The organism is Flavobacterium quisquiliarum, assembly GCF_019308285.1.
In the GTDB taxonomy this organism is placed as follows: Bacteria; Bacteroidota; Bacteroidia; order Flavobacteriales; family Flavobacteriaceae; genus Flavobacterium; species Flavobacterium quisquiliarum.
Genome location: NZ_WWEM01000010.1, coordinates 1 through 25,598, shown reverse-complemented (window position 1 = coordinate 25,598; position 25,598 = coordinate 1). Strand labels below are relative to the sequence as shown.

13 protein-coding genes are annotated in these 25,598 nt (G+C 33.5%); 5 read left to right on the top strand and 8 right to left on the bottom strand.

Annotation, left to right across the window (positions count from 1 at the left end; all coding sequences use genetic code 11):
* Positions 1–320 precede the first annotated feature (320 nt).
* Complete coding sequence (locus GSY47_RS02660) at positions 321–4,655, bottom strand: hybrid sensor histidine kinase/response regulator transcription factor (protein ID WP_179006156.1); 4,335 nt, start codon at positions 4,653–4,655, stop codon at positions 321–323.
* A gap of 300 nt (positions 4,656–4,955) precedes the next feature.
* Between GSY47_RS02660 and GSY47_RS02655 the strand changes: the two genes are divergently transcribed.
* On the top strand, positions 4,956–7,571 hold the full coding sequence (locus tag GSY47_RS02655) for a beta-glucosidase (RefSeq protein WP_179006154.1): 2,616 nt from the start codon (positions 4,956–4,958) through the stop codon (positions 7,569–7,571).
* Between the two features lie 95 nt (positions 7,572–7,666).
* Here GSY47_RS02655 and GSY47_RS02650 read toward each other — a convergent pair whose 3' ends face one another.
* Positions 7,667–8,368 carry a FadR/GntR family transcriptional regulator gene (locus GSY47_RS02650; protein WP_179006151.1) on the bottom strand — a complete coding sequence of 234 codons (702 nt, stop codon included), beginning with the start codon at positions 8,366–8,368 and terminating at the stop codon, positions 7,667–7,669.
* A 423-nt stretch (positions 8,369–8,791) separates the two neighbouring features.
* Here GSY47_RS02650 and GSY47_RS02645 point away from each other — a divergent pair, with 423 nt between their 5' ends.
* Positions 8,792–11,965 (top strand): SusC/RagA family TonB-linked outer membrane protein, encoded by a 3,174-nt coding sequence (locus GSY47_RS02645; RefSeq protein ID WP_179006149.1) that lies wholly within the window; start codon positions 8,792–8,794, stop codon positions 11,963–11,965.
* Between the two features lie 21 nt (positions 11,966–11,986).
* Positions 11,987–13,597, top strand: a complete 1,611-nt coding sequence (locus GSY47_RS02640; protein ID WP_179006147.1) for a RagB/SusD family nutrient uptake outer membrane protein — start codon at positions 11,987–11,989, stop codon at positions 13,595–13,597.
* Between the two features lie 651 nt (positions 13,598–14,248).
* Here the strand turns inward: GSY47_RS02640 and GSY47_RS02635 are convergent.
* The 6 genes from GSY47_RS02635 to GSY47_RS02610 all read right to left on the bottom strand — a co-directional run bounded on the left by GSY47_RS02635 (position 14,249) and on the right by GSY47_RS02610 (position 21,825).
* Positions 14,249–15,004 (bottom strand): SDR family NAD(P)-dependent oxidoreductase, encoded by a 756-nt coding sequence (locus GSY47_RS02635; protein WP_179006144.1) that lies wholly within the window; start codon positions 15,002–15,004, stop codon positions 14,249–14,251.
* Positions 15,005–15,039: 35 nt separating this feature from the next.
* Entirely contained in the window at positions 15,040–16,326 is a 1,287-nt protein-coding gene (locus GSY47_RS02630; RefSeq protein WP_179006142.1) for an MFS transporter, read from the bottom strand.
* Positions 16,327–16,490: 164 nt separating this feature from the next.
* Positions 16,491–17,357 (bottom strand): polysaccharide lyase family 7 protein, encoded by an 867-nt coding sequence (locus GSY47_RS02625; RefSeq protein ID WP_179006140.1) that lies wholly within the window; start codon positions 17,355–17,357, stop codon positions 16,491–16,493.
* 268 nt (positions 17,358–17,625) lie between these two features.
* On the bottom strand, positions 17,626–17,976 hold the full coding sequence (locus tag GSY47_RS02620) for a cupin domain-containing protein (protein ID WP_179006138.1): 351 nt from the start codon (positions 17,974–17,976) through the stop codon (positions 17,626–17,628).
* 9 nt (positions 17,977–17,985) lie between these two features.
* Positions 17,986–20,238 (bottom strand): heparinase II/III domain-containing protein, encoded by a 2,253-nt coding sequence (locus GSY47_RS02615; RefSeq protein ID WP_179006136.1) that lies wholly within the window; start codon positions 20,236–20,238, stop codon positions 17,986–17,988.
* A 324-nt stretch (positions 20,239–20,562) separates the two neighbouring features.
* Positions 20,563–21,825, bottom strand: coding sequence for a polysaccharide lyase family 7 protein (locus tag GSY47_RS02610; RefSeq protein WP_219071091.1), 1,263 nt, complete (start codon positions 21,823–21,825; stop codon positions 20,563–20,565).
* 528 nt (positions 21,826–22,353) lie between these two features.
* On the opposite strand from GSY47_RS02610, the gene GSY47_RS02605 reads away from it, so the two are divergent.
* Both GSY47_RS02605 and GSY47_RS02600 read left to right on the top strand, forming a co-directional pair.
* Positions 22,354–24,657: a chondroitinase-B domain-containing protein gene (locus GSY47_RS02605; RefSeq protein ID WP_179006132.1), complete on the top strand. Its 2,304-nt coding sequence runs from the start codon at positions 22,354–22,356 to the stop codon at positions 24,655–24,657.
* A gap of 72 nt (positions 24,658–24,729) precedes the next feature.
* Positions 24,730–25,598, top strand: an 869-nt coding sequence (locus GSY47_RS02600) for a sugar kinase (protein WP_219071090.1), incomplete at its 3' end; no start/stop codon positions are given.

The window sequence follows — 25,598 nt, the reverse complement described above, 5'->3', positions numbered from 1 at the left end:
TATTTCACCTTAAAAACATATATTTTTACTAATTATCAATGTCATTTTTTATTTTATGTAAAAAAATATTCACAAATAAAAACACATATCACAACAAAGAAATTCTTAAAAATAAAAAAACTCGTTACTACAGGTAACGAGTTCAAAAATCAATTTTTAAACACATAGAAACATAGATTTTCTTTGTCTAAAAAAGGCGTTTCACTTTCATCAATACACATAGATCTATGTGTTAAATGATTTGTCATTTTTTTTATATACTTAATCAATCTAGCGGAAAATTCTATATTTCTATGTGTTTAAATTTTATCACACTATTTTCAGCGAAATTGTCGTCGATATTCTGCAGGAGTATAATTGTATTTTGATTTAAAACATTTTCCGAAATACTTCAAATCACTGAAACCGACTTCAAAGCAGACTTCTTTAATTAATAAATCTTCATTTTTCAGAAGATTCGCCGCCTCATTCAATTTCATGTCTCTTATAAAAACAACCGGAGAAACTCCTGTAACATCTTTCAATTTATTAAAGAAACTGGCCCGTGACATGCACATTAATTTTCCTAATTCATCTACAGAAAAATCAGTTTTAGAAATGTTTTCTTTTACAAGCTCTATCACTTTCAGCATAAACTTATTGTCTTTATCTGAAATCTGTAAAGGCTCTTCTTTTGCAATTTGCGCAATACTTCCTGTTGAATATAACTGCTGTAAACGAATGCGCTGTTCCAAAACATTCTTTACTCTTGCTTTTAAGAAACTCACATTAAAAGGCTTTGTAATATAATCATCTGCACCATATTCCATTCCGGCTAATTTACTTTCGATAGCCGTTTTTGCACTCAGTAAAATCACAGGAACATGACTGATCGCAAAGTTGTTTCGAATAATTTTAAGCATTTCGATTCCGTCCATTTCAGGCATCATAATATCACTGATTATAAAATCCGGCGATAATTCTTCAGCTTTTACATGGCCTTCTGCTCCATTTTCAGCGGTATAAATAGTATAATCCTCTTTTAAAATAGAAAGAATAAAGTTTCTCAATTCGGGATCATCTTCTACTATTAAACCAACTGGTTTTTCTCTTATTTCTTCTGTAACCGATTCTTCAGTTACTATTTCATTTGGTTGAATATCTTCTATAAAATGTTCGTCTGTTTCATCAAAATGAATTTCTACATCATCAGAAAAATGATCATAGCCTTTTTGGAAATTAATTTCAAAACTGCTTCCCTTTCCTAATTTGGTTTCAACTGAAATTTCCGCTCCGTGTTTTTCAACTGAATCTTTTACAATTGAAAGTCCGATTCCTGTACTTGGATTAAAAGGGTTTTCATTATAATTAGAAAAACGGACAAATAGTTTCTTCTGAACTACAGCACTAATTCCAGGACCATTATCAATCACTTTTAAACAAACATTTTTCTCCGTTTCTTCTACTTTAACTTCGATAGAATTTCCTTTTTTACAATATTTAAAAGCATTGGAAAGCAGATTGACCAAAATTTTATCCAGACTATCAGGATCTGCCCAAATATGTGTTTTGCTCCCGCCAATACTCACTTTTAGTTGTATATTTCGGCGCAGGCTTACTTCTGTAAAACCTTCACAAACTTCTGTAACAAATTCTCCCAAATCAATTTCGCGAACTTCCAGTTTTCTGTCCTGCATTCTTCTAAAATCCAGAATCTGATTGACTAAATTCAATAATTTGTTACTGTATTTTTCAATAATCCGAAGCTGTGATTTTGACGATTCATCTAATTTATTATCTGAAAGCATTACTTCTAAAGGGGCGGTAATCATCGTAAGTGGTGTACGAATTTCATGTGAAATATCAGTAAAGAAATTTAGTTTTAAGGCACTAACTTCTTTTTCTACTCGTACATCATTTCGCAGTTTTAAGATTGTTGAAATCGCACGTCTCACCAATAAAAACAAACCTACAGCCAATACCAAATAGCAGAAATAAGCAAAGTATGTTCCCCAAATAGAAGGCTTAATTGTTATTTTAATTTGTCTTTCATTTTCCAGCCATAAATTGTGTCCGTTTGTAGAAGATACTATTAAGGTATAAGTTCCTCTTCCTAAATTGGTATAATTAATCGACTGACCTCCTTTAAGATAATTCCAGTCTTTATCGATTCCTTCTAGTTTATATCGGTAAACAATATTTTCATTTTTGATATAATCTAAAGCTGAGAACTGAACTCTGAAAAAATTCTGATCGTGTTTTAAGACAACTTCTTTCAAAAGATCTGGATTTTTTGGTGTTTCAGGATTTACTTCAAACAATTCTTTATTGTTGACCAAAAATCCAGAAATCGCTAAATAAGGTTTGAATTTTGAAGGTTTAATCGCATCTGGTTTAAAATAAATTACTCCATCAGAATAACCTGCTGCGATTTCACCATTGGATAATCGACATTTGGTTGCTTCTGAGAATATCTCGGTTCCTATAATAGATTTTAATTCCGGAAAAGTTTCACTGCTGTTATTTTTAGGATCAAAACGTACAATCTGATTATCGCCCATGAGCCATATTTTTCCAAATTTATCTTCCGCCATACCCACAACACCTTCTAATGGAAATCCGAAATTTTCGCTCCAAAATGTTTCTGCTTTAACCTGATCTTGTTTATTGACATCAACCAGAATCATTCCTTTCCCGTTTGTTGATAATGCCAATCGACCGTTTGAAGTCACGATAATATCCAAAATATCATTTCCCGAAGCCTGAAAATGATCTTTAAACTGCATTTTATCAGCTGATAGCTTTTCTCCTGCTATAGAAAATAATCGGTACGATGAAACAAAGAAAATTCTATGATCTTTAGTTTCCACAACCGAACGCACTTTATCTGCTCTGCCAATTGGATAATTTTTGAGTTCATTTCTGTAACTTATAAAATTCGCTTTGCCAGCAGATTCTTTAATCAAATTAAGTCCACCTCCCCAAGTTGCAAGGTAAATCTGCCCGTTTGATGCCTGAAAGATTTTGTAAATATCATCACAACTAATACTGTATTTATCGTCTTTATCATATTTATATTGTTTGACGCTGAAGCTGAAAGAAAGCGGTTTTGGGGTCAGACAGAAAACACCGTTCCCTCTTGTTCCAATCCATATCCGGCCTTTGGCATCCTGCATCATACTATAAATATCTGCTCCCCAGCCAGGACTGTTTGGAGACAAAGTACCATCAGATCCTAAATTTCCTATTCTTCTTTTTTGAGAATCAAAAATTTCAATTTTCTCGTCACGACTGGCAACCCAGAGATTTTTCTCTCGGTCTTCCATCAAACTTCTTACATTGTGCTTTTTATGATTTCCTGACGCACTTAAATTTAATTTTAGAAAATTACTGTTATTAAAAACGATTAAATCTAAACCTTGTTTATGAGAACAAAACCAAAGATTTCCCAATTTATCAAACGCAGCGGTATGCATTACATCTGAAAATGTTTCTTTGGATTCTTTAATACATCTGATAACAGAAAACAATCTGTTCTGTTTTTCATCCCAATACGAAAAAGCACCTTTACCAGACTGAAGCCAAACGGTTCCATTTGGAGAAGTCAGCAGAAAACTTTTTTGTCTGCCCGCTGCCGCAGAAGGTTCGCTGGGATCTACTTCTAGTTTCTTCAAGTTTTCGGTCATCAGATCAAACATAAATATTCCTGAATTTGGGGTATCAAACCAAAATCGGCGTGAATCTGTAAGTCCTAAAAAATTGATGCTTTCTTGCGGAAGCCTCGCTAGTGTAGTGCTATTGTAATTATTGATTTTCCCTGTTTTAATATCGTAAGTACAGAAACCTTCCTTCTTTTTTACAATCAAAATTTTGCTATCGCCTATTGCTTTTAAAAGCAGAATATCATCTTTAATTCCTAAATCCAAATCAAAGAAAGTGGCCGATTTTTTATTGTATCGGATAAATTTTCCCAGATTTCCTCCAAACCAAAGATCATCCTTTGTTTCAACAGCGATATTAAACGAATTTGCTTTTATTGTTTCTTGAGATGCATTAGTAAAGAAATATTCGGGCTGTTTATTTCCTTTATATAATCTGCTGATTCCGGAGTTTGTCAAGAACCAGGTTGTTCCTAATTTATCTTCCAATACATCTATAATTTTTCCAAAATGTCTGATATTATTGAAACTAACTTTTTTAATTTGTCCGTTACTTTCAAAAGCTATCATTTCGTTTTTATCTTTTGGAAATAACCATGTTCTGCCCGAACGCATAATTTTGAATTGCTCCAAAACAAGTTCATCTGATTTACCTTCAATCGGATTATGAAATTTTAGTTCATTGGTATCAAAATAATAAACATCATTTTTCTCCGATTGAATCCAGATTCTTCCATTGTTATCAAAAATAAATTTGGAAACACGATTGGATTGTATGTTTAATGGAGTATCATCTTGTCCGACTTTGAATTTTCTAAAAGTATTTCCGTCATAACGAATCAGTCCATTAAAAGTAGCCAGCCAGATGAATCCTTTTTTATCCTGCTGAATACCTAAAACTCTTGATTGACTTAACTTACCATCATTCGAAAAATGAGTCAAAACGCCCTGAGGCTGAGCAATAGCTTTGGTGCAGAAAAAAGAAAATAAAAAAAGGAGTAAAGTGTGTTTCAACATGGTAAGTTTTTCATTTTGGCAGGAATAACAAAAATATCAAAATTCTTTGCCTAACCTAGAACTGGAAGCTTAAATAGCAGAATGTCCTCCTTTAAATAGCAATTTATCTCCCTTTGATTGCTTTTTTGAAATTGACAAAAATATAGTCTAAGCTTTACAACACCCTTTAAATAGCAATTAATACGCAGTTGAGAAATAGTAAGATTTAATTTTGTATTTTCAAATGTTCTAAACACTTACAAAAAAAAACACAGTAAAAAAACGAATAACTATCAAACCAAAAAACACCTAAATAATTTGATGAAAAAAGTATACAAATTGGTGTTAATGTTAAACTTCGCAACATTAACCACTTTCGCACAGGAAAACCCTGCCTTTAAAAATCCTAACTTACCTATTGAACAGCGCGTGAATGATTTGGTATCTCGAATGACTGTAGAAGAAAAAATCAGTCAACTGATGGATTCCGCACCGGCAATTGAACGTCTTGGCATTCCAGAATACAATTGGTGGAATGAATCGTTGCATGGCGTTGCAAGAGCAGGATTTGCAACTGTTTTTCCGCAATCTATTTCGATTGCCTCTTCCTGGGACAAACAATTAGTACTTGATGTTGCCAATGCGATATCAGATGAAGCTCGTGCCAAACATCATGAATATCTTCGACGAGGGCAACACGGTATCTATCAGGGATTGACATTTTGGTCTCCAAATGTTAACATCTTTCGTGATCCACGCTGGGGACGCGGGCATGAAACTTACGGCGAAGATCCGTATTTAACTGGTCAATTGGGACTTAATTATGTAAAAGGTCTTCAGGGAACTGATCCAAAATATTTAAAAGTAGTAGCGACTGCAAAACATTATGCGGTACATTCCGGCCCTGAGCCTTCCCGTCACGAATTCGATGCTAATGTCAGCGATATTGATTTGTATGAAACCTATTTACCAGCATTCCGGACTCTTGTAAAAGATGGAAGCGTTTATTCTGTCATGGGAGCTTATAACCGTTTTAGAGGAGAATCTTGCAGTGCTAGTCCGTTTTTGTTTAACATTCTTAGAAATGACTGGGGTTTTCAGGGTTATATTGTTTCAGACTGTGGCGCTGTTACAGACATTTGGAAATATCATAAAATTACAAATGACGCGGCATCTGCTTCTGCTCTTGCCGTAAAAGAAGGCTTAGACTTGGAATGTGGCAGCAGTTATAGAGCTTTAAAAGAAGCTCTGGATCGTAAACTGCTTTCGGAAGCCGATATCGATTTAACTATAAAACGCCTTTTTACAGCTCGTTTTAAATTGGGAATGTTCGATCCAGACGAAATTGTTCCTTATGCACAGATTCCGTATTCCGTTAATAATAATTCGGCTAATGACTGGCTGGCACGAACTGCTTCACAAAAAAGTATAGTTCTACTAAAAAATCAAAATAATGCTTTACCGCTTTCTAAGAACATAAATACAATTGCGGTAATTGGACCAAATGCAGATGATGTGCAATCTTTATGGGGCAATTACAGCGGCGTGCCAAGTAATCCAATTACAGTTTTAAAAGGCATTCAAAATAAAATAGAACCTAATGCTAAAGTATTGTACGCAAAAGGAACTGATCTTGCCAAAGGTGTTCCTGAAATGACAGTTATTCCATCAGTTTATTTTCAAAATGAAAACGGAAAACAAGGTTTAATGGGCGAATATTTTGATAACAGCAAATGGGAAGGAAAACCTCTTTTTGTCCGTAATGATGATAATGTAGATTTTCACTGGGACATTAATACTCCTGATCCAAGAATGAAAATGGGGAATTACAGCGTAAAATGGTCGGGTTATCTTACTGTACCAAAATCCGGAGTTTACGAAATATCAGACTGGGCAAAACCTTTTATGACTGTAGAAATTGAAACCGGGAAATCAACGGGAGGAAAAAACAATCATCATCCAAGAATCCGTTCTCAGAAAATTGAATTAGAAGCTGGAAAAAAATATAAAATTGAAGTAAAATATCAAAACTTCTACGGCGATGCCATAGCACAGCTTTTATGGGCAGAACCGCAGCAAGATGTTTTGAAAGAAGCTGTTGAAACCGCTGATAAAGCAGATGCAGTAGTTTTAGTTTTAGGATTAAACGAACGTCTGGAAGGCGAAGAAATGAAAGTCGAAGCAGATGGTTTTGAAGGTGGCGATCGTACAAGCCTTAATTTACCAGCCAATCAAGAAGAATTAATGAAAGCTTTGGTTGCGACAGGAAAACCAGTTGTTTTAGTTTTAATCAACGGAAGCGCACTTTCTATCAACTGGGCAAATGATAATGTTCCTGCGATATTAACAGCAGGATATCCTGGGCAACAAGGAGGAAATGCTATTACTGATGTTCTTTTTGGCGATTACAATCCAGCTGGACGATTACCTGTTACGTATTATAAATCGGTCGATCAGCTTCCTGCTTTTGAAAATTATGATATGAAAGGCCGTACTTATCGCTATTTTGAGAAGAAACCATTATATCCATTTGGTTTTGGTTTGAGTTATACTAAATTCAAATACAGCAATTTACAGCTTCCATCAAATCCAACAACAGATAAAGATTTGAAAGTTTCAGTAGATGTAACCAATATTGGAGATCGCGATGGCGAAGAAGTAGTAGAATTGTATATTAAGGATGAAAAAGCCTCAACACCTCGCCCAATCATTCAATTAGAAGGTTTTGAACGTATTAATCTAAAGAAAGGCGAAACTAAAACAGTTGATTTTATGTTGACTCCAAGACAATTATCCTTAATCAATAAGAAAAAACAAAGAGTTGTAGAACCGGGATGGTTTACGATTTCAGTTGGAGGAAAACAACCTGATGGTTCTGCTGATGTTCAAACTGGACGTGTTAATGTTGTGGGAAAAACAATCACGTTGGACAAATAAATTCAATCTACCGATGAGATGTTCCGAAGGAACATAAAAAAAACAGGCTGTCTAAATTTTTGAGACAGCCTGTTTTTTATCTTACGATTTTTACATTAGATATTATAACAATACTCGTATAAAGCTTTAAAATGTTCTTTCATTTTCTGCTTGGCTAATTGTGGATTCTGCTCTTCAATTGCTTTGTAAATCTCCATATGTTCCTTCATTCCTTTCTGAGACTGATTTTCATCACATACATGATACTTTTCAAAATTGGTGATAATCTCAGGAGTAATGATTAACATTAAAGTATTAATTGTACTGTTACCACTCGCTTTTGCTATTGCCAAATGAAATAACAAATCTTCCTGCACAGCATCTTTTCCATTCAACGCTTTTTCATTATAGGCATCAAGAGCCGCTTTCATTCTTTCCAAATCTTCTTGCGTTCTGCGAGTTGCAGCTAAACGAACTGTTTTTAGTTCTAATAAAATTCGTGTTTCTACTAAAGACTTAAAATCTGATTCCTGTAGTTTTAAAATATCCTCGATAATACCATTTATAGCAATTTGTCCAATATCAGCGACAAAAGTACCGCTTTGCGGAATCGATTTTAAAATACCATAAAACTCCAATTTTTGGATAGCTTCACGAACGGCGCTTCGGCTCACTTCGAATTTCTCGGACAACATACGTTCAGACGGGAGTTTGTCTCCAGGTTCTAAATTTTTATAATTCATATAATCCCTAATCTTTGCGATTATAGTATTCAAAACCTCTTTACTGTCTTTCTTGCTTAGAACCTCTAAATTCATCATTACTATTTTTAAATTAGTTTTTGGTTATCCACATTGGTTTGCTAAAATTATAAAAAAAAACGACATAAAAACAAGAAAAAACTTTCTTTCAAAAGATACGATTTTGTATGTGTCGTTTAATTTAAAACGATAACGATATAGTTAGCTCCTATTTTTCCCTAAAAAAAGTTTAAAAAAAGCTAAACAAAACCTATTTTATTAGTTTTTTATCACACAAATATCAAATAAAAAACGAAATTCATTTTTTTATCATTCTTTTTTGATTTTTACGCACTTACTATTCTTTGTTTGCAAAAAAACAATTATGTTTGCTTTATTAATTGGTTAACCAATTTGGTTATTTAGTTTGGATTACAGAAAACACAATTAATAACTAACCGAAAAACTATTTGAATGCAAAACCTAACAAAAATTTAAATTATGAAAAAAAAGATTTTGATTTTACTTTTGGTATTCTCAAGTATTATCAATGCACAAACTGATAAAATAAAAATATCAGGTAGAGTTGTTGATAATGCAGGACAGTCGATACCAGGAGCTACTATTACTTCAGAAGAAAATAGTACCATAACCGATTTTGATGGCAATTATGTTATTAATGTAAAAAACTCAAAATCAATCATAAAATATTCTTTTATAGGATTTGCAACCAAAACTATTACTGTAGGAAACAATAAATCTATAAATGTTACATTAGTTGAATCTGCAAACGTTCTTGATGATGTAGTGGTGATTGGTTACGGAACTCAAAAACGTTCCAGTGTTACAGGTTCTGTTGCTAAATTGAAAAGCGATAAATTCGAAGATGCTCCCGTTTCAAGATTAGACAATGCTATTCAAGGAAAAATAGCTGGAGTTCGTGTACAAAGCATTTCATCTGAAGCTGGTGCTGATACACAGATAAACATTCGTGGAATTAGTTCTGTAAAAGCAGGTTCAGGCCCCCTTCTTGTAGTCGATGGACAACCAATGCCAGATGGTTTCTCTGCCCTTAATAGTGCAGATGTTGAATCTGTGGAGGTACTTAAAGATGCCGCTTCTGCAGCGATTTACGGATCTAGAGGAGCTAATGGAGTAATATTAGTAACCACAAAAAGTGGTAAAGAAGGTAAAACGAAATATTATTTTAGAAGTACAGCAGGTGTTAAGCAAGCTTATGATACTTATGATATCATGAGTTCAACAGATTATGTAGAAAGATTATACGCTGAACAAGCTATGAGAAATGCCGATCCTTTGTGGACTACTGCTTATGGAGCGAGTTTACCATCTTTAGATAAATGGCGTGCGCAATACTCAATCGAAAAAGATTTATTAGGAGGCCAAGGAACCGATTATCAAAAAGAGGCCTTGCGTAAAGCCTATTATCAAGATATGCAATTTAATGTTTCTGGCGGAAGCAATAAAAATAAGTTTTTTATATCTGTAGGTTATCAAAATGATCAAGGTTTAATGCTAAAAAGTGAATTCGAAAAATTAAACTTCAGAGCAAAATTTGATTTGCAATTGACAGAAAAATTAAAGCTAAATATTAATTTGAATCCATCAAATACAAAAACGGAACGTCCGGCTATTAATTTCATTGATTTTACGAGATTTCCAAGTTTTATTCCTGTTTATCATACCCAAGCTACAGCTGATTTTATAAATGGACAGCAACCGTCAAGAGGAATTGTTGTTGGAAATTATGCAGAAGCGTCAGATTTTGCAAACTTAGTGTATACTGGTATTGATCCAAACGGAGTTGCTTATACTACTGCAGCCAATGCAGTTCCGTTTACAACATCCAATACAAATCCGATGAGAGCTTTATTGGAGCAAGATGATAATAACAATCAATTTCGTTTTCAAGGAAGTGCCGGTTTAGAATATAAAATCGCAAAAGGATTGGATTTTAGAACTACAGAAAACATTTACTATAGAAATTCTCAAAGAGTGCAATCTGGTGCTGCAAATGCTGCCAGAATAGGAAACCCAAATTATGCAACTTATACCAATGCAAATTATTTCGATTTCTTAACAGAGAATACTTTAAACTATAAAAAAAGTATAGGCAATCATGAATTTGGAGCTTTGGCGGGGTTCTCATTACAATCTACCAGAACAAAATCGTTAGTTACTGCTGGAACCACTTTTCCTAGTGATGACAACAAAAACTTAAACTATGCTACAGTTATATTACAACCTATTCAATCAGATGTTTCAATTGGACTTGTTTCTTTTTTGACCAGAGTAAATTATGCCTATAAGGACAAATATTTACTAATGGGAAGTTATAGAACAGATGGCAGCAGTAAATTTGGAGATGGCAATAAATGGGGAGGTTTCCCTGCTGTATCCGCAGGATGGGTAATTTCTAAAGAAAAATTCTTGGCAGATGTGTCTGTAATCAACAGAATGGCTTTTAGAGCAAGTTATGGAGCTACAGGAAATAACAGTATTGGAGATTTTATGTATCAATATTACCTAAATCCTTCTAATTATGTAAGCGGTACTGGAAATGGAACTGTTACTATTGGTTTAGCAAATACAAACAACATCAACAATAACCCTGACATTACATGGGAAAGAACATTTCAATCTAACTTCGGTTTTGATCTTTCTATGTTTAAAAGCAGGCTTAACTTAAACATCGACGTATATCAGTCCAATACTGAAAAACTATTATTAGAACAATCTAGTATGTTAATTTCAGGATCAAGCTCTGTTATTGCAAACGTGGGAAGCTTAAAAAACAAAGGATTTGAAGTTGAATTATCAACAGTAAATCTGAAAAGTAAAAATTTCTCTTGGACTTCTGATTTTAATATTGCTCATGTTAAAAATCAAATCACAAATCTTGGCGATAAAACAATGATCATCTCGCCAACTATCGATGGCCGAAATGGATTGAATAATTATGCTATTGTTGGACAACCTTTAATCAGTTTCTATGGATTTAAAACTAATGGAATCTGGAATAGTATTGAGGAAATCACTGCGTCTGGTCTAACAACTACCTTGACCAACGGATTAAAAGAAGGAGGTCTAAAAATTGTTGACTTAAATGGAGATGGAGTTCTGGATAATAATGACAGAACAATTTTAGGCAATCCATATCCTGATTTTACCTGGGGTTTCACTAATAAGTTTACATTCAAAAATATAGATTTAAGCTTTACACTTCAAGGTGTTGTAGGTGGCGAATTAATCAATGGAGATGTTAACTACAATGAGCCTAAAGAACGAAACTTAAACTACATGGCAAACAGATGGGTAAGCCCAAGCAATCCTGGTGATGGAAAAACCCCTTATACAACAAATGGTTACAACTGGGTTTTTACTGACAATGCTATTGAAGATGCTTCCTATACTTCACTAAGAGAGATTTCTCTTGGATATAATTTAGGGAAAAATGCATTAAAACAAGTACGCTTAACAAATTTGAGATTCTCCCTTTCAGGACAAAACCTATTATTCTGGAATAACAAAAACTACAGAGGTATTAATATTGAAGCCAGAACATCACAAACCAGTGCTTTGATAGATGGTTATCAAAGAGGAGGTTTCCCAATGCAGCGAACTGTTTTATTTGGAGTTGAAGTAGGTTTATAATTAAAAAAATAAAAAATAACTATGAAAAAAATTTTCAATACAAGCAAGCTGTTCATTTTATTTTTAGTTCTATCTGTAAGCGGTTGTTCTGATTATATAGAACTTGAAAACAAAAATGACATACCTCTTAAGGGGTTTTACAATAGCGAAAGTGAATTAAATTATGCGCTGTCAGGATGTTACAGCACATTGAGAGCTCCTATCGCTTATGAGTGGATGCTGTCTGAAATCAGAAGTGACAATACTTTTATGAACCTTACTGCTACAACAGTTCCTCAGAACTTACAGATATATAGTAATGATATATTTGAAGCACCAGCTTTTGATAGTTTTATTGAAAGTTACTGGGGAACAACGTATCAAAGCATTAGAAGTATAAATGCTTTATTAGAAGGTTTAAAAACTTCTTACAACCCAAATTCAGGTGCAATTGAATACGGTCCATTTACCATTACGATGACAGAAGCCGAAAGAAAAAGAATTGCCGGAGAAGCATCTTTTATGAGAGCTTATCATTACTTTAATTTAGTACGTTTATACGGCGGGGTATTTTTAATTGACAAAGTCGTTACTTCTGAAGAATCATTGAGGATTCCAAGATCTACCGTTGCAGACATCTATAAATTTATTCTAGCGGACTTAAAAAATGCTTCTGAAAATTGTATCTCTGCCAAATATGGCAATACAACAGATGCACAAAAAGCAGTGCAAGGAAAAGCTACCGTTTGGGCAGCCAAAGCTTTATTGGCAAAAGTGTACCTTACCTTAGGACAAAAAGCAGATGCTTTGCAACTCCTAACAGATGTAATTGGCAACAGCGGACATTCTATTTTAACAGGAGCTACAGGATATGCTAATGTTTTTTCAAGTACTAATGAGATGAATGCTGAAATTGTTTTTGCTATAAGATTCAAATCTGGAGCATTGGGATATGGCAGTTCTTTATCCAATTTGTTTGCTACAAATAACACAAGTGTGGCCTCTCAAACTAAATTGGCACAACCAGTAGGAACTAGAGGTTCGTATAATAATCCAACAGCAGAATTGTACAATTCGTATGCTACAAACGATATAAGAAGAGATTATTCGATAAAGGTTTACAAACCAACTGCAACGTCATTATCATCAACATGGACATATTGGGCTGCAAAACACAATATCGCGACAACTGTTGCAAATGACTCTGAGTTAGACTGGCCAGTATTGCGTTACAGCGATGTATTGTTGATGTATTGTGAAGCTGTTGGTGCTAACAATCCAACAACTTTAGGATATTTAAACCAAGTACATACCAGAGCAGGATTAACAGCCTTGACTAGCGCAAATGTTAACACACAAGCATTATACGAAAAAGCGGTTGCCGATGAAAGAAGATGGGAATTCGCTCTAGAAAATCAAAGATGGTTTGATTTATTACGTTTTTCTACTACCATGCCAACGATTAATGCAAAAGCAGTAATGAATAATCATTTTGCCGTAATGCAGCCTTTCTATGCTCAATATGATGGTGCTTACACAACGGCACAATTACAACAAAAAACAGCAGATCCAAAATTTGATTTATTACCGATTCCAAATTCAGAAATTGTTACCAATACAATTAATCCAATACAGCAGAATCCTGGTTATTAATACCTCAAAACATTTTAATTAAATAGTAATTTTTATTTTATTAGAACATCCCATAATACTTGCTTTGATGCAAGATATTATGGGATGTTTTTATATAACAACTGTAAGTACAAAGACGGAATTTACAACTTTTAGTCTCCAACAGAAACCTGACAGTTTTTAAAAAACTGTCAGGTTTAACTCGAAAGACAATACTATTTTTGATTCGCATTATCATCCAAAAATGCAAAACTCGTTATTGTAAGCTCCAACGGAGCTAAATATTTAAAAACATCAATTCGAGCAAATAAACCACTTATGAACTTAAAGTCAATAGTATAGCTGACAGATTGAAAGTCTTCAAGTTTGGAAACTTAATTTTAACCACAAATTGCACAAATTAATTTGCGAAAATTTGTGCAATTTGTGGTTAAAAACTTTTTTAGAAGCTGAAATCGAAATACCTTAAAGTAAATAGTTTTAGAATATTTTTTGAGACCAATAAAAAAGTAACAATGTAGCGAAATATATTTAGTATGTTAAAAAAAACGTTACTCCGTTCCAGCTTTCTATTGTACACATCTTACTATAAATATTTTGCTTTTCTCAGAAACTAACAAAAAAAGGCTGTCCAAAATAGGACAGCCTTTTTACTCTTTTTGGTGTTTTATTTTAGCTAAAGGCTAATCCTCCATTAATATCAATATTATTTCCAGATAAAAATGAAGACTCTTCAGAAGCTAAATAAGCTACTAAATCGGCAACTTCATCAGCACGTCCTTCACGGCGTAAAGCTGTCGCATTTGCAACATTTACGCGTACTTGGTCTTTTGTAAAATCATCATGAAATCTTGTTGCAATCATACCTGGATTAATTGCATTTACACGAATTCCTTTTGGACCTAATTCTTTAGCCAATCCTCTTGTAAAAGTAGAAACTGCTCCTTTTGAAGCCGCATATAAAAATGCTCCTGGCCCGCCGCCATCTCTTCCAGCCTGTGACGCAAAATTTACAATTGCACTACCCTCGCCCATTAAAGGAACAAAAGCTTTAGTTACAAACACAGCCGATTTGAAGTTTACATCCATAATAAGATTATAAAAATCGACATCTATTTCATCAATTGTTTTACGAGCAAATAAACCTCCGGCAACATTAACTAAAATATCAACTTTCTCACCAAATGCAGTTTTAGTCTTCTCCACAAGATTAGAAATATCAGTCAAACTTGTAGCGTCACCTTGAACATAAATTCCCTTTCCTCCCATTTCTTCAATTAGTCTAATTGTTTCTTTAGCATCATCTTCATTATCAAAATAATTAATAACAACATTAGCACCTTCCTTTGCTAATTTTAATGATACAGCGCGACCAATATCTCTGGCGCCGCCTGTTACAACAGCTACTTTACCTTTTAATTTACTCATCTTAATTCTAATTTATTTTTAAGTTTATATTTTGTTTATTTTTCTACAGATTCAATATTTCTAGCGAAATAATAGATTGCGCCTACTCCTAATGGAACAAAAACCGCAATAGCAATAAAAATTGGTGTATATGATATTTCGGCAATTAAGGGCACTAGAAAATTCATAATAATTACAGAAAATACGCCTACCATTCCGCCTAATCCAGCCAATGACCCAACAGATTTTCCACTAAACAGGTCACTTGGCAAAGTCTGCACATTTCCAATAGCAAACTGAAAACCAAACAATACCACAAAAACAATGGCTACAAAACGTTCAGGCGACGTAGCAAAAAATACTGAGGCCACTAATCCAAGAAGCATAATGATGCCACCTATTAAAATGGTTGTTTTTCTTCCTTTATTAATTGAATTTGTTTTAGATATAATCTGTCCAGAAACATAGCCTCCAGCAATACTTCCTATGGCAGCACCAACATAAGGCACCCAAGCAAAAGCTCCCACTTCTTTAACATTAAATCCATATACATCAAAAAGATAAATCGGCATCCATCCAACAAAAAACCACCAAATAGGTTCAAGAAATAAACGACCAATTACTATAGCCCAAGATTCTCTATAAGAAAGAATTTGTTTTAAACTTAGACCTTTTGTCTGCTCAGTTGCACTTTGATCCGCTTTGCTCTGTCCCTCAATTATATATTTTTGTTCCTCCTGAGTAATCCAAGGATGTTTTTTTGGGCCAGCTTTATTCACAAAAAGCCAAGGTACAATCCATAGAATCCCGAAAGAACCTATTATCATAAATGTGATTCTCCATCCATAGCTTACAAAAAGCGCCGCAATAAAAGGCGGTGCAATTACAGATCCAATAGATGCTCCTGCATTGAATAAACCTTGTGCAATGGCTCTTTCTTTGATTGGAAACCATTCGGCATTGCTTTTTACGCCGCCGGGCCAATTTCCTGCCTCAGAAATCCCTAAAGTACTTCTGAAAAAGGCGATGGATAAAAAACCTCTTACGGTAGAATGAAGAAAAGAAGATAATCCCCAAACCCCAATACTGATTACATAACCAATTCGAGTTCCGACTTTATCAAACAGTTTTCCCGAAAACAATTGTCCTAATGCATAAAAAACCATAAAAATGTTCAGGATATTACCATAATCATTTTTGTTAAGCCCTAAAGATTTTGAAATAGAACCTTCGACATTTTCGTTGCCCCACATTATGGCAAGCGCACTTCTATCAATGTAATTGATAACAGTGGCTAAAAATATCAACCCAATAATAAACCATCTAAGTCCTTTTACTTTCATTATAATTTGTTTTTTTAGGTTCTAAAATCTCTTCAAAAAGAATATAGAACTTCCTGCATCAATGTTTTTAGCATGATGAATTGTTTATTTTTTTTTAATTGGCGATAAAATAACTAAGTGAAAAATCAATCTATTTACACTTAGAAAAACCTATTATTCATCTCTTAGTGAGATACTTGAAGGTCATAGATTTTAACTTTAGCAAATGTATTTGGGTTAGTAGATTGGAAATAATTTCCTGCTTTGAAATAATTTTCAAAAACACCCCATTTTTTGATATTGATATCTTCGTAAACAAATGATTCTGTACCATTCATAATTACTTCCAATCTTCCGTCAGATACTTTAATCTCAAGAGTGAATTTAGTATTGAAGTCTATTTTTTCTTTAAAATCTCTTCCTTTATCATCAGTCCATGCATCTGCAGGAAGCATCTCTTTTAAGGATGCATTTTGATTTTTAAGAACCTTAGTTTTTACTCTTATTTTTCCCTGATCCCAGAAGATTTTCAAAATCGGTGCTGCATTCTTATCTTTCTGACCGATTAAAGCTTGCTGACTGTCTGTTAATATTCCATGGATCTGAGCGATAATCACTCTGCTGTATTTTCCGTCAGCTTCCTTTGAAACATCTTCTATGGCGTATGTTCCTTTGAAATAGCCACCTTGGGCAAAAGTCCAGTTTACATTTTTACTGCCAATTTCCATTGTTTCTCTTAATTCTGATCTTGAAAAATGACTATTGGCAGTTGAAGTACCAGATGGATAAGCATAAAAAACAATCGATTTGTCTTTTGGATCCTCATACATATATTTTTTGGCAATATCATTTGAAGCAAAATCAAATATCTCCGGATAATTTAAATCAAATGTTTTTCCGGGTTTCTTTGGATCTTCAGCTGGAGTCGTTAACGTCCAATGAGATAAATCAATATTAGCCCCATTTCTCTTGTTTTTTTGATCCTGACCATAACTAATCGTTATAAATGCCAAAGAAATAAAGAGCAAAATTTTTGAAAATTGTAAATTCATTTTAGTTCTATTATAAAATTAATTAATGGTAAAGATTTTATCTGCAATCTTTTGAAACAGAAACTACATTACCTTTTAAAATCTGCCTTTATTGCAAGATTCAATAATGTCAATCAGATGATCTGGTTTTTTAAATTGGTAAACCAATTTTTATTATTCAAAAATACCATTTTATGTTAATAAAAAAACAAATGATAGCTTTTTTTATTGAATAATTTACATAATCTATTTTTAAACTATTTATAAAAGAGTATATTTTATAAACCAATTAAATTTTCATAAAGTCCTCACGTATAGGACTAAATACATCAATTAAAACGCCATCGGCCAGACATAAAGCGCCATGCCATACATGTGGCGGAATATAAAAACAGTCTCCACCTTTCAGATTTTTTTTCTCCTCGCCTATCGTTACTTCAAATTCTCCGCTAACCACATAGGTTACTTGTGCATGATAATGTTCATGTAAAGGCCCGATGCTTCCTTTTTTAAAATCTACATTGACTAACATAATAGTGTCATCGTATCCCATTATCTTGCGCTTTACACCATCGCCAACAATCTCCCACTCTATTTCATCTCCTATTAAAAATTCCTTGCTTGCTCCAAAACTTTTCATATTGTTTTTTTATTTAATTACTTTACTAAAATAGGTTCCAACCCAAGAATAGGTCGTTCCTTTAATTTCCAAGGTATGTTTCTCTGATACTGAATTATTTGCTGTAGCAAAAACAAACAAGAAAGAAGTCCCGTTTTTGTTTTTGATAGAAACTCCAATATAGTTTTCATCTTCATAAACTTTTTCCACTGTTATTATGGAGCTTGAAGCGTTTATAGCGGCTTCTGTAACGGTACTATAACTGCCATGTGTTTCTATAACATTAATATATGACGCCTGTTGAACATTTTTCTTTCGAATAATTAATCCTGCATCTCTACGCAAATTAAAATTAGGATCATTAGCACCCAAGCTTACTAATAATAATTCGTCATCTTGCTGTGTCACTGAAGTTAATGTGTAAAAACTTACATGATCCAACCATGAAAATTTGATGTTTTCAGCTCCAGCTTTTCCAAACCCTTCTTTCCACAAATGTTGATATCCAAAAGACTTCCCTAATGATTCTAATGTTTTTGGAGTTTCATACTTAAAACTGGCGGTCATCATTTGTCCTAAATAATAAAAAGGCAGATCGTATTGATTAGGCGTATTGGACTTCACTTGAAAAATATCCAGCAATAAAGGCTTTTCATAGCCATCAATCTCAAGCAAGGCCATTGTGCGATGCATTTTTGTATTGGGATATGCGTTATCTTCAATTGCGCTTATAATTTGAATTTTAGGATTACTCGAATCGAAGAAATATCTTTTGGATGAAAATTTATCTCCTATTTCAAAATCTCCTTTAAAATGTGAGGTTTCGTTTTGAATAATAGTATTGTGGGCAATAGTCTGTTTTGCCCAGGTCTCATTTTCTTTCAAATAATTTCCACCGCCTTTTTGCTCAATATTGACAAATCTCGCCAATCCATAATCCTGCAAAATCTCAGAATCATTGTTATAATAAGAAAAAGATAGTTTGTCAAAATGTCCATGGCTGGAACCTTGAGAAGTGTATTTCATTACCAAAGTCAATTCATCATCCTTAGATTTGTTTCTAATAACAGCCACACCTCCTTGGTTGCCATCTTGGCCGTCAGACAAATCAATTGACTTTTTAATAAAAGGTTTAGCCAATTTATTTTTAACTGCTAAAGCCACCGCCATTCCAGCATTATCCAATTGAACACGTCCTTGTTTTTCGGCAATAGACAATAAAGAAGCATCTTTTCCTCCATATAAATAAGCAATATCAACTGACGAAACCAATTCTCTTGAATAATAGGACATTCCTTTTTGTCCGTCGTTGAGTGGAAAAAACTCTCCTTCAGAATTGGTTAGATTTAATAATGCATACACCGACTTAATCAAAATTCCTTTTTTATATTCAAAAATTTTTAAATCTGGTTTAGTGTTTTGCAATGCTTCTGCGAAAACTAAAAAAGGATACATAGCATATCTCTGATAATAAGGGCCTTCATTGTAATAACCATCTGGAGAAAAAGGCTCATCAACATTGGCTAAAAATCCAGTTTTCTGACCTTCCTGTTTAATTAAACCTCCATCATTATCTTTCATACCCGCAGGTAAACCATCTTCTTTTAAACCATTCAAAGCCCTATCAAGCAATTCTGCATCATCCATTACCAAAGCTATCATTCCAACAGCCACATTTCCCCATGTGCTATGATTATGAACTCGATTAAAAAACTGTGGAGAACCTATCGAAATAAAGTCAGCAAATGGTCTGAATAATTCTTTTTCCAAAATAGCTCTGTCGGCTGCACCAATAAAATCATAAACACAATCATAAGCCTGACTTGTGTATACAAGCCAATTAGCATCATTGAGTGCCTGCCAAAATAATTTCCCTCTTGCATAAGAACGTTCCTGCGGATGCAAAGGCAGTGTAGGATATAATTTAGCATAAGCCATCAACATTTCTTTTACATAGACCGCATACTTTTTATCTCCTAAAATCTGATATAAAAAACCGGCTTTCTGCACGATTAAAAAATTCTTTTTGTGGCGCTCATGTGTATAACCTCCCGAAAAATCTTTAGGAATAGGAACCTCAATTCCTAACGCAATTTCTGCATCGACTTCTTTTTTAACTTCCCGTAATGAAGAATCAAAAAGTGGTGCTTTACCTAAATTTGCCTTGATTTCAGCTGCACCTTTTTTAGTCAAAACTAATCTAGGATGCGACTGAGCAATTGCATTTTCAGATACTAATAACAGTATTGTAAAAGCAAGCAGTATCAAGACTTTATTTTTCATGAAATGTATTATCATCTTTTTTTCAGTTAGTCAATAACAGATTTTTTGTTTTTTGTTCAGCACTAAACTATTTAATTTTTGTAATCACTTAATTTTAAAACCAATTCAGAAAACAATAATCATAATTTCAATCAAAAAATGTTTATTTCAAAACTGGTTTACCAATTTGGTTTTCCAAATATATGATTAAATACATAATAAAAAAATAAAAAGCATACTTTTTTTGTATCTAACTTTGATTTAAGTTCAAAAAACAGCTTTAAATAAACTGTAAAAAAGAAGCTGTCCTTTTGAGACAGCCACTTTAAAAAAAAACAACTTAAATTATTGATGAGAAACTGTTAGGCTACTGATTCCAACCAAACCATAAGAACCATCATAGCTGACATTTTTTACAGACTGCAAATAGTTTCCAGCTTTAAAGTAATTTCCTTCTGTACTTGTGTCCATTTGCTGAGAAAAAACTAAAGTTGATCCGTTATACAAATACACTTTTCCGCCAGTATATTTTATTGTAAAAGTATAACTCGTACCCAATGAATATCCGGTAAAAGATTTACTTCCACCCAAAACTTTTTCAGTAATATAGCCACTGATTTTTAATTTAACTGTACCAGTTGATTGATTAGCAGCTCCGTCAAATTGTACACGTATAATATCATCTACTGCCACGCCACTGCTATTTGTAGAAGGGCCATGTATTTGACCAAAGCATAAAACTCCAGTAGTTCCATTTTCTCCTTTTGGCAGCTTATCTACTTTAACCGTCCAAGTCATGGTATGAGTTCCTACTGAACCGTCCCAGCTTGCTGAACTTCCATTATTCAATTCTCTTAATTCCACTCTAGGGTTTGAAGAATTTGATGAAGTACCAAGTCCTCTGTAGCATTTAAAATAAGTCCAAGTTCCATCTGTGTAGAAATAATTAGGATCATTATAAGTATTATAAGATACACCGCTTGCTGTTGTAATATCATCATAATAAACCGCAGAAGAGCCCGGAGTTCCAGTAAAACTATTAATCTTCCATGTATTTGCCGTAATGCCAATTACCGAAGTTGGGTACGTATCTGGTAATCCATCATCTACAGTACTGTAAATCTCTGTCTCTGCAATGCTGTTCCAAGTCGTCAATGAATTTCCAAAACAAGAAATTCTAACATATCTAGCTGTAACTGGAGATGATAAAGTATAAGTTTCTAAAGCTGTTGTAGTACCGCTGCTTCCCGTTGTTTTTGCATCATAAACAGTAGTAAGACTACCTGTTGAATCGCCAACGCGAATTTGAAAATACGATTTTCTTTGATCTCCTTGATGCCACGCTATTTTAAGACTGGAAATAGATTTAGAAGATCCTAAATCATAGGTAATATACTTTCCTGTACTGCCATCCGAAGACCAGCGTGTACTTAAATTGCCATCTAATGTATTAGCGGCAACATTTCCATCGTTGCCATTGTCAGAAACTGATGCAGGAGTTAGTTTGGTTGTCACTAACTTCATAGTCGTACCAGTCGTCTTTGGTACTTCATTTGTTGCAGCTTCCTTTTCGCCTTTTTGTAATTCTTCATTAGTACAGGCAGTCAAAAGAATGAGACAAACGAATAAAAATCCACTAATTTATTCGATTTTAAAAAAAAGGAATGTAATTTTTTAAATGTTTTTCTTTTCATAGAAATTGTTTTTTAAAAAGGTTAATTAATTGGTTTTTTAAATTGGCAATCCAATTTGGTTAAACCAAAATAACAACTTTAATATGAATAAATTAGATTTTCAATAAAAAAAATTGAAATAAAAATGAAATTCGTTTTTATCAGATTCATAATTACAAACAAAGAATGAAGTAAAATAAAGGCTTAGTGGGTTTTCATTAAATAAAAAAGAAAAAAAAAAAACTAATCTCCTTTATTTTAAAAAGGAATTAAGATACCTCTATTAAACTTCTTAATCTTTTATCAAGAAATTAGAACAAAAATTTCTTTAAATTATACTTATTTATGTTTTGAATAAGAAAAATTACTTATATTTGGATTTCCAAACTGGTTAACCAATTATTTATTTGTAGTTTGGATTACAAGAAACTCATATTTTTTTAATAACCAAATAATAAAATTGATGAAGAATTTTTTTGTGCTAAACTTAGCCTTTTTGTTATTCTCATTTGCAGCGATTGGCAAAACTACTTTGAAAGTAAAAAACGAGGCCGAATTGAAAACAGCCATTTCAAATGCAAAACCTGGAGACGAAATAATTTTATCGAATGGTACATGGAAAAATATTCAAATTAAATTTGACAGCAAAGGAACTAAAGACAATCCTATAACACTAAGAGCTGAAACTTCTGGAAAAGTAAGCATTGAAGGGGTATCCGATTTAAAAATTGGAGGCTCATATTTAGTTATAAGAGGGTTGTACTTTCGTAACGGTTATACACCATCAAAATCTGTAATCGATTTTCATATTGATTCAAGTAAAATTGCAAATAACTGTATCGTTACAGATTGTGTAATTGAAGACTTTACCCAATTAAACCGTGTCCGTTCAGATCATTGGATCGAATTTTGGGGAAGACATAACGAACTATCAAATTCTTACTTATCTGGCAAATCGAATCAAGGGCCAACAATTATGGTCATTTTAGAGGGAAATGAGCAGATTAACAATTATCATAAAATCATTAATAACCATTTTGGGCCTCGTCCACGAAAAGGAGGACCGCATGGCGAAACTATTCAAATTGGAGACAGTGGCACTTCAATGGCTTCTTCTTACACTATTGTTGAACATAATTTATTTGAAAGATGTGATGGCGAAGTTGAAATCATCTCTAATAAATCAAACAATAATATTTACCGTGATAATATCTTTTATAAATCTGAAGGCTCTTTGGTTTTGCGACATGGAAACTACTGTACCATTGATAGTAATATATTTATTGGAGATGAGAATTCTGATTTTATGGGCGGTATTCGTCTAATTAATACAGGGCATTGGATTACCAATAATTATTTTTATAAGATAAAAGGAAATGAATTCCGCAGTGCATTAGCGGTTATGAATGGAGTTCCAAAATCTCCTCAAAATCGCTATAATCAAGTTACTGATGCTGTTGTAGCTTATAACACTTTTGTAGATTGCGGCACTCCTTGGCAATTGAGTGTAGGTGCTAACATGGATAAATCAGCTGTTTTACCAGCGCAGGAAATTCGTTCGGCAAGGCCAACACGTACTATTATAGCTAACAATTTAATTTATAATTCTGGAGATGTTAAGGCGCCGATAAAAGCTTATGATAAGATTGATGGCATTTTATTTAAAAACAACATTATAAACACGGATTACGAAAGCAAATCAGAAACAAAAGAATTACAAAGAAACGACTTCACTCTAAACAAACAATCTGACTGGTTATATGTTCCAACAGCAAATCAAACAGACGTTTATAATGGTTTTGATTTTGAAAACATTACTAAGGATGTATTTGGAAATGGCAGAAATCCTAAAAACGGAATTGGGGCAATGGTTCTTCCCGTAGAAAAAAATAAGGGACAAATTAATAAAAAAGACTTTGGAACAAGCTGGTTTTCTAATGATACGCTGATAACAAAACCAAAAACGGTTCAAGTCTCTACTCAGAAAGAATTTCTCAAAGCCCTTTCTGAAGCTTCTTCAAATACCATTATTGAACTAAAAAGTGGAATTTATAAAATAACCGAATCTCTAAAAATTGATAAAACAATTGCAATTCAATCAAGAGACAAAAAGAGCAAAGCCATTTTGGAATATAATGGAGCAAACAATACTGCCGCTTTCTTAATGTTACCAAAAGGAAACTTAGTGCTGAATGCAGTAATTCTTAAAGGAAAAAATACTCAAAATGCATTTACTACCAAAGAAAAGGAAATGTCTTCGGCTTATAACCTAAAAATAGAAAACAGTGAAATAAGTCAGTTTGATTATGTTTTAAAAGCTTATAAAGATTCCTTCTCAGACACAATTGCTATTAACAATTCTATAATAAAAGATTGCAAGAACGGAATTAGTCTAGCAGCAGAAAATGATGATTTAGGAGAATATAATGCCGAGTTTTTACTGATTACCAATACTAAATTCAGTACTATTTCTAATTATATATTAGATTATTATAGAGGTGGTTATGATGAATCTACTATTGGAGGAAATTTAATTTTTGACAATAATTCTGTTATCAATTCTGGAAAATTAGAAGCAAGCGGGACTTTATTAAAATTACAAGGGATTGTAAATGTTACAATATCAAATAACATCTTTAGCAACAATGCTGTAAAAACAATTGCTGTTTTATGGGGAGAAAAAGAACAAGTAAACAGCAATAATAAAATTGATAATTCGGGAGAATTTAAAACCGAACAAAATTTAAAGCAGAAAATGATGTATTAGTTAAAAAAAGGTTCAAAGTAACAGAGTGAAAAAGTTGCAAAGGTTTTTTACCCTGTAGAAAAAAATAAAAATATGAGCAAAGTAGTTGCATTTGGAGAAATCATGCTTCGTTTATCGACAGAAAGACATTTGCGTTTTTCACAGTCTGCGGCATTTGGTGCCACTTATGGCGGAGGAGAATTTAATGTCTGCGTTTCTTTAGCGAATTATGGTGTTAATGCTGAGTTTGTTACAAGACTGCCTGAAAACGAAATTGGTCTTTCTGCATTGAAAGAAATCAGAAAAATGAATGTCAAATCTAAAAACATTGTTTACGGAGGGGAACGTTTGGGAATTTATTTTCTGGAAACCGGTGCAGGAACACGCGGCAGCAACGTGGTGTATGACCGTGCGCACAGTGCAATGTCGACTATAGAAAAAGGACAGGTTGAATGGGATAAAGTTTTGGAAGGAGCTGAATGGTTCCATTGGAGCGGTATTACGCCTGCAATTTCCCAGACTGCGGCAGAAGCCTGTTTGGAAGCAATAAAAGTGGCCCACAAAAAAGGAATTAAAATTTCGTGCGACTTAAATTACAGATCAAAACTCTGGCAGTACGGCAAAACGCCAAGCGAGGTAATGCCGGAAATGCTAAAGTATAGTAATGTAATTTTAGGAGATATTGATACGGCTTATTTTATGCTGGGAATTCCGAAAGTAAATCCGAATTATCAGGATGAAAAATCACTTCCGGCAGTATATGATAAACTGTTTGAATTGATTCCGAACCTTAAAATTGCTGCAACAACACTTCGTTATTCAGTTAGCGCTTCACACCAGAGAATCGGCGGAATTTTGTATGACGGGAAAACAGTTTACAGTGCAAAAGTAAAAGAAGTGACTCCAGTAGTGGACAGAGTTGGAAGCGGTGATGCTTTCATGGGCGGATTGATTTATGGACT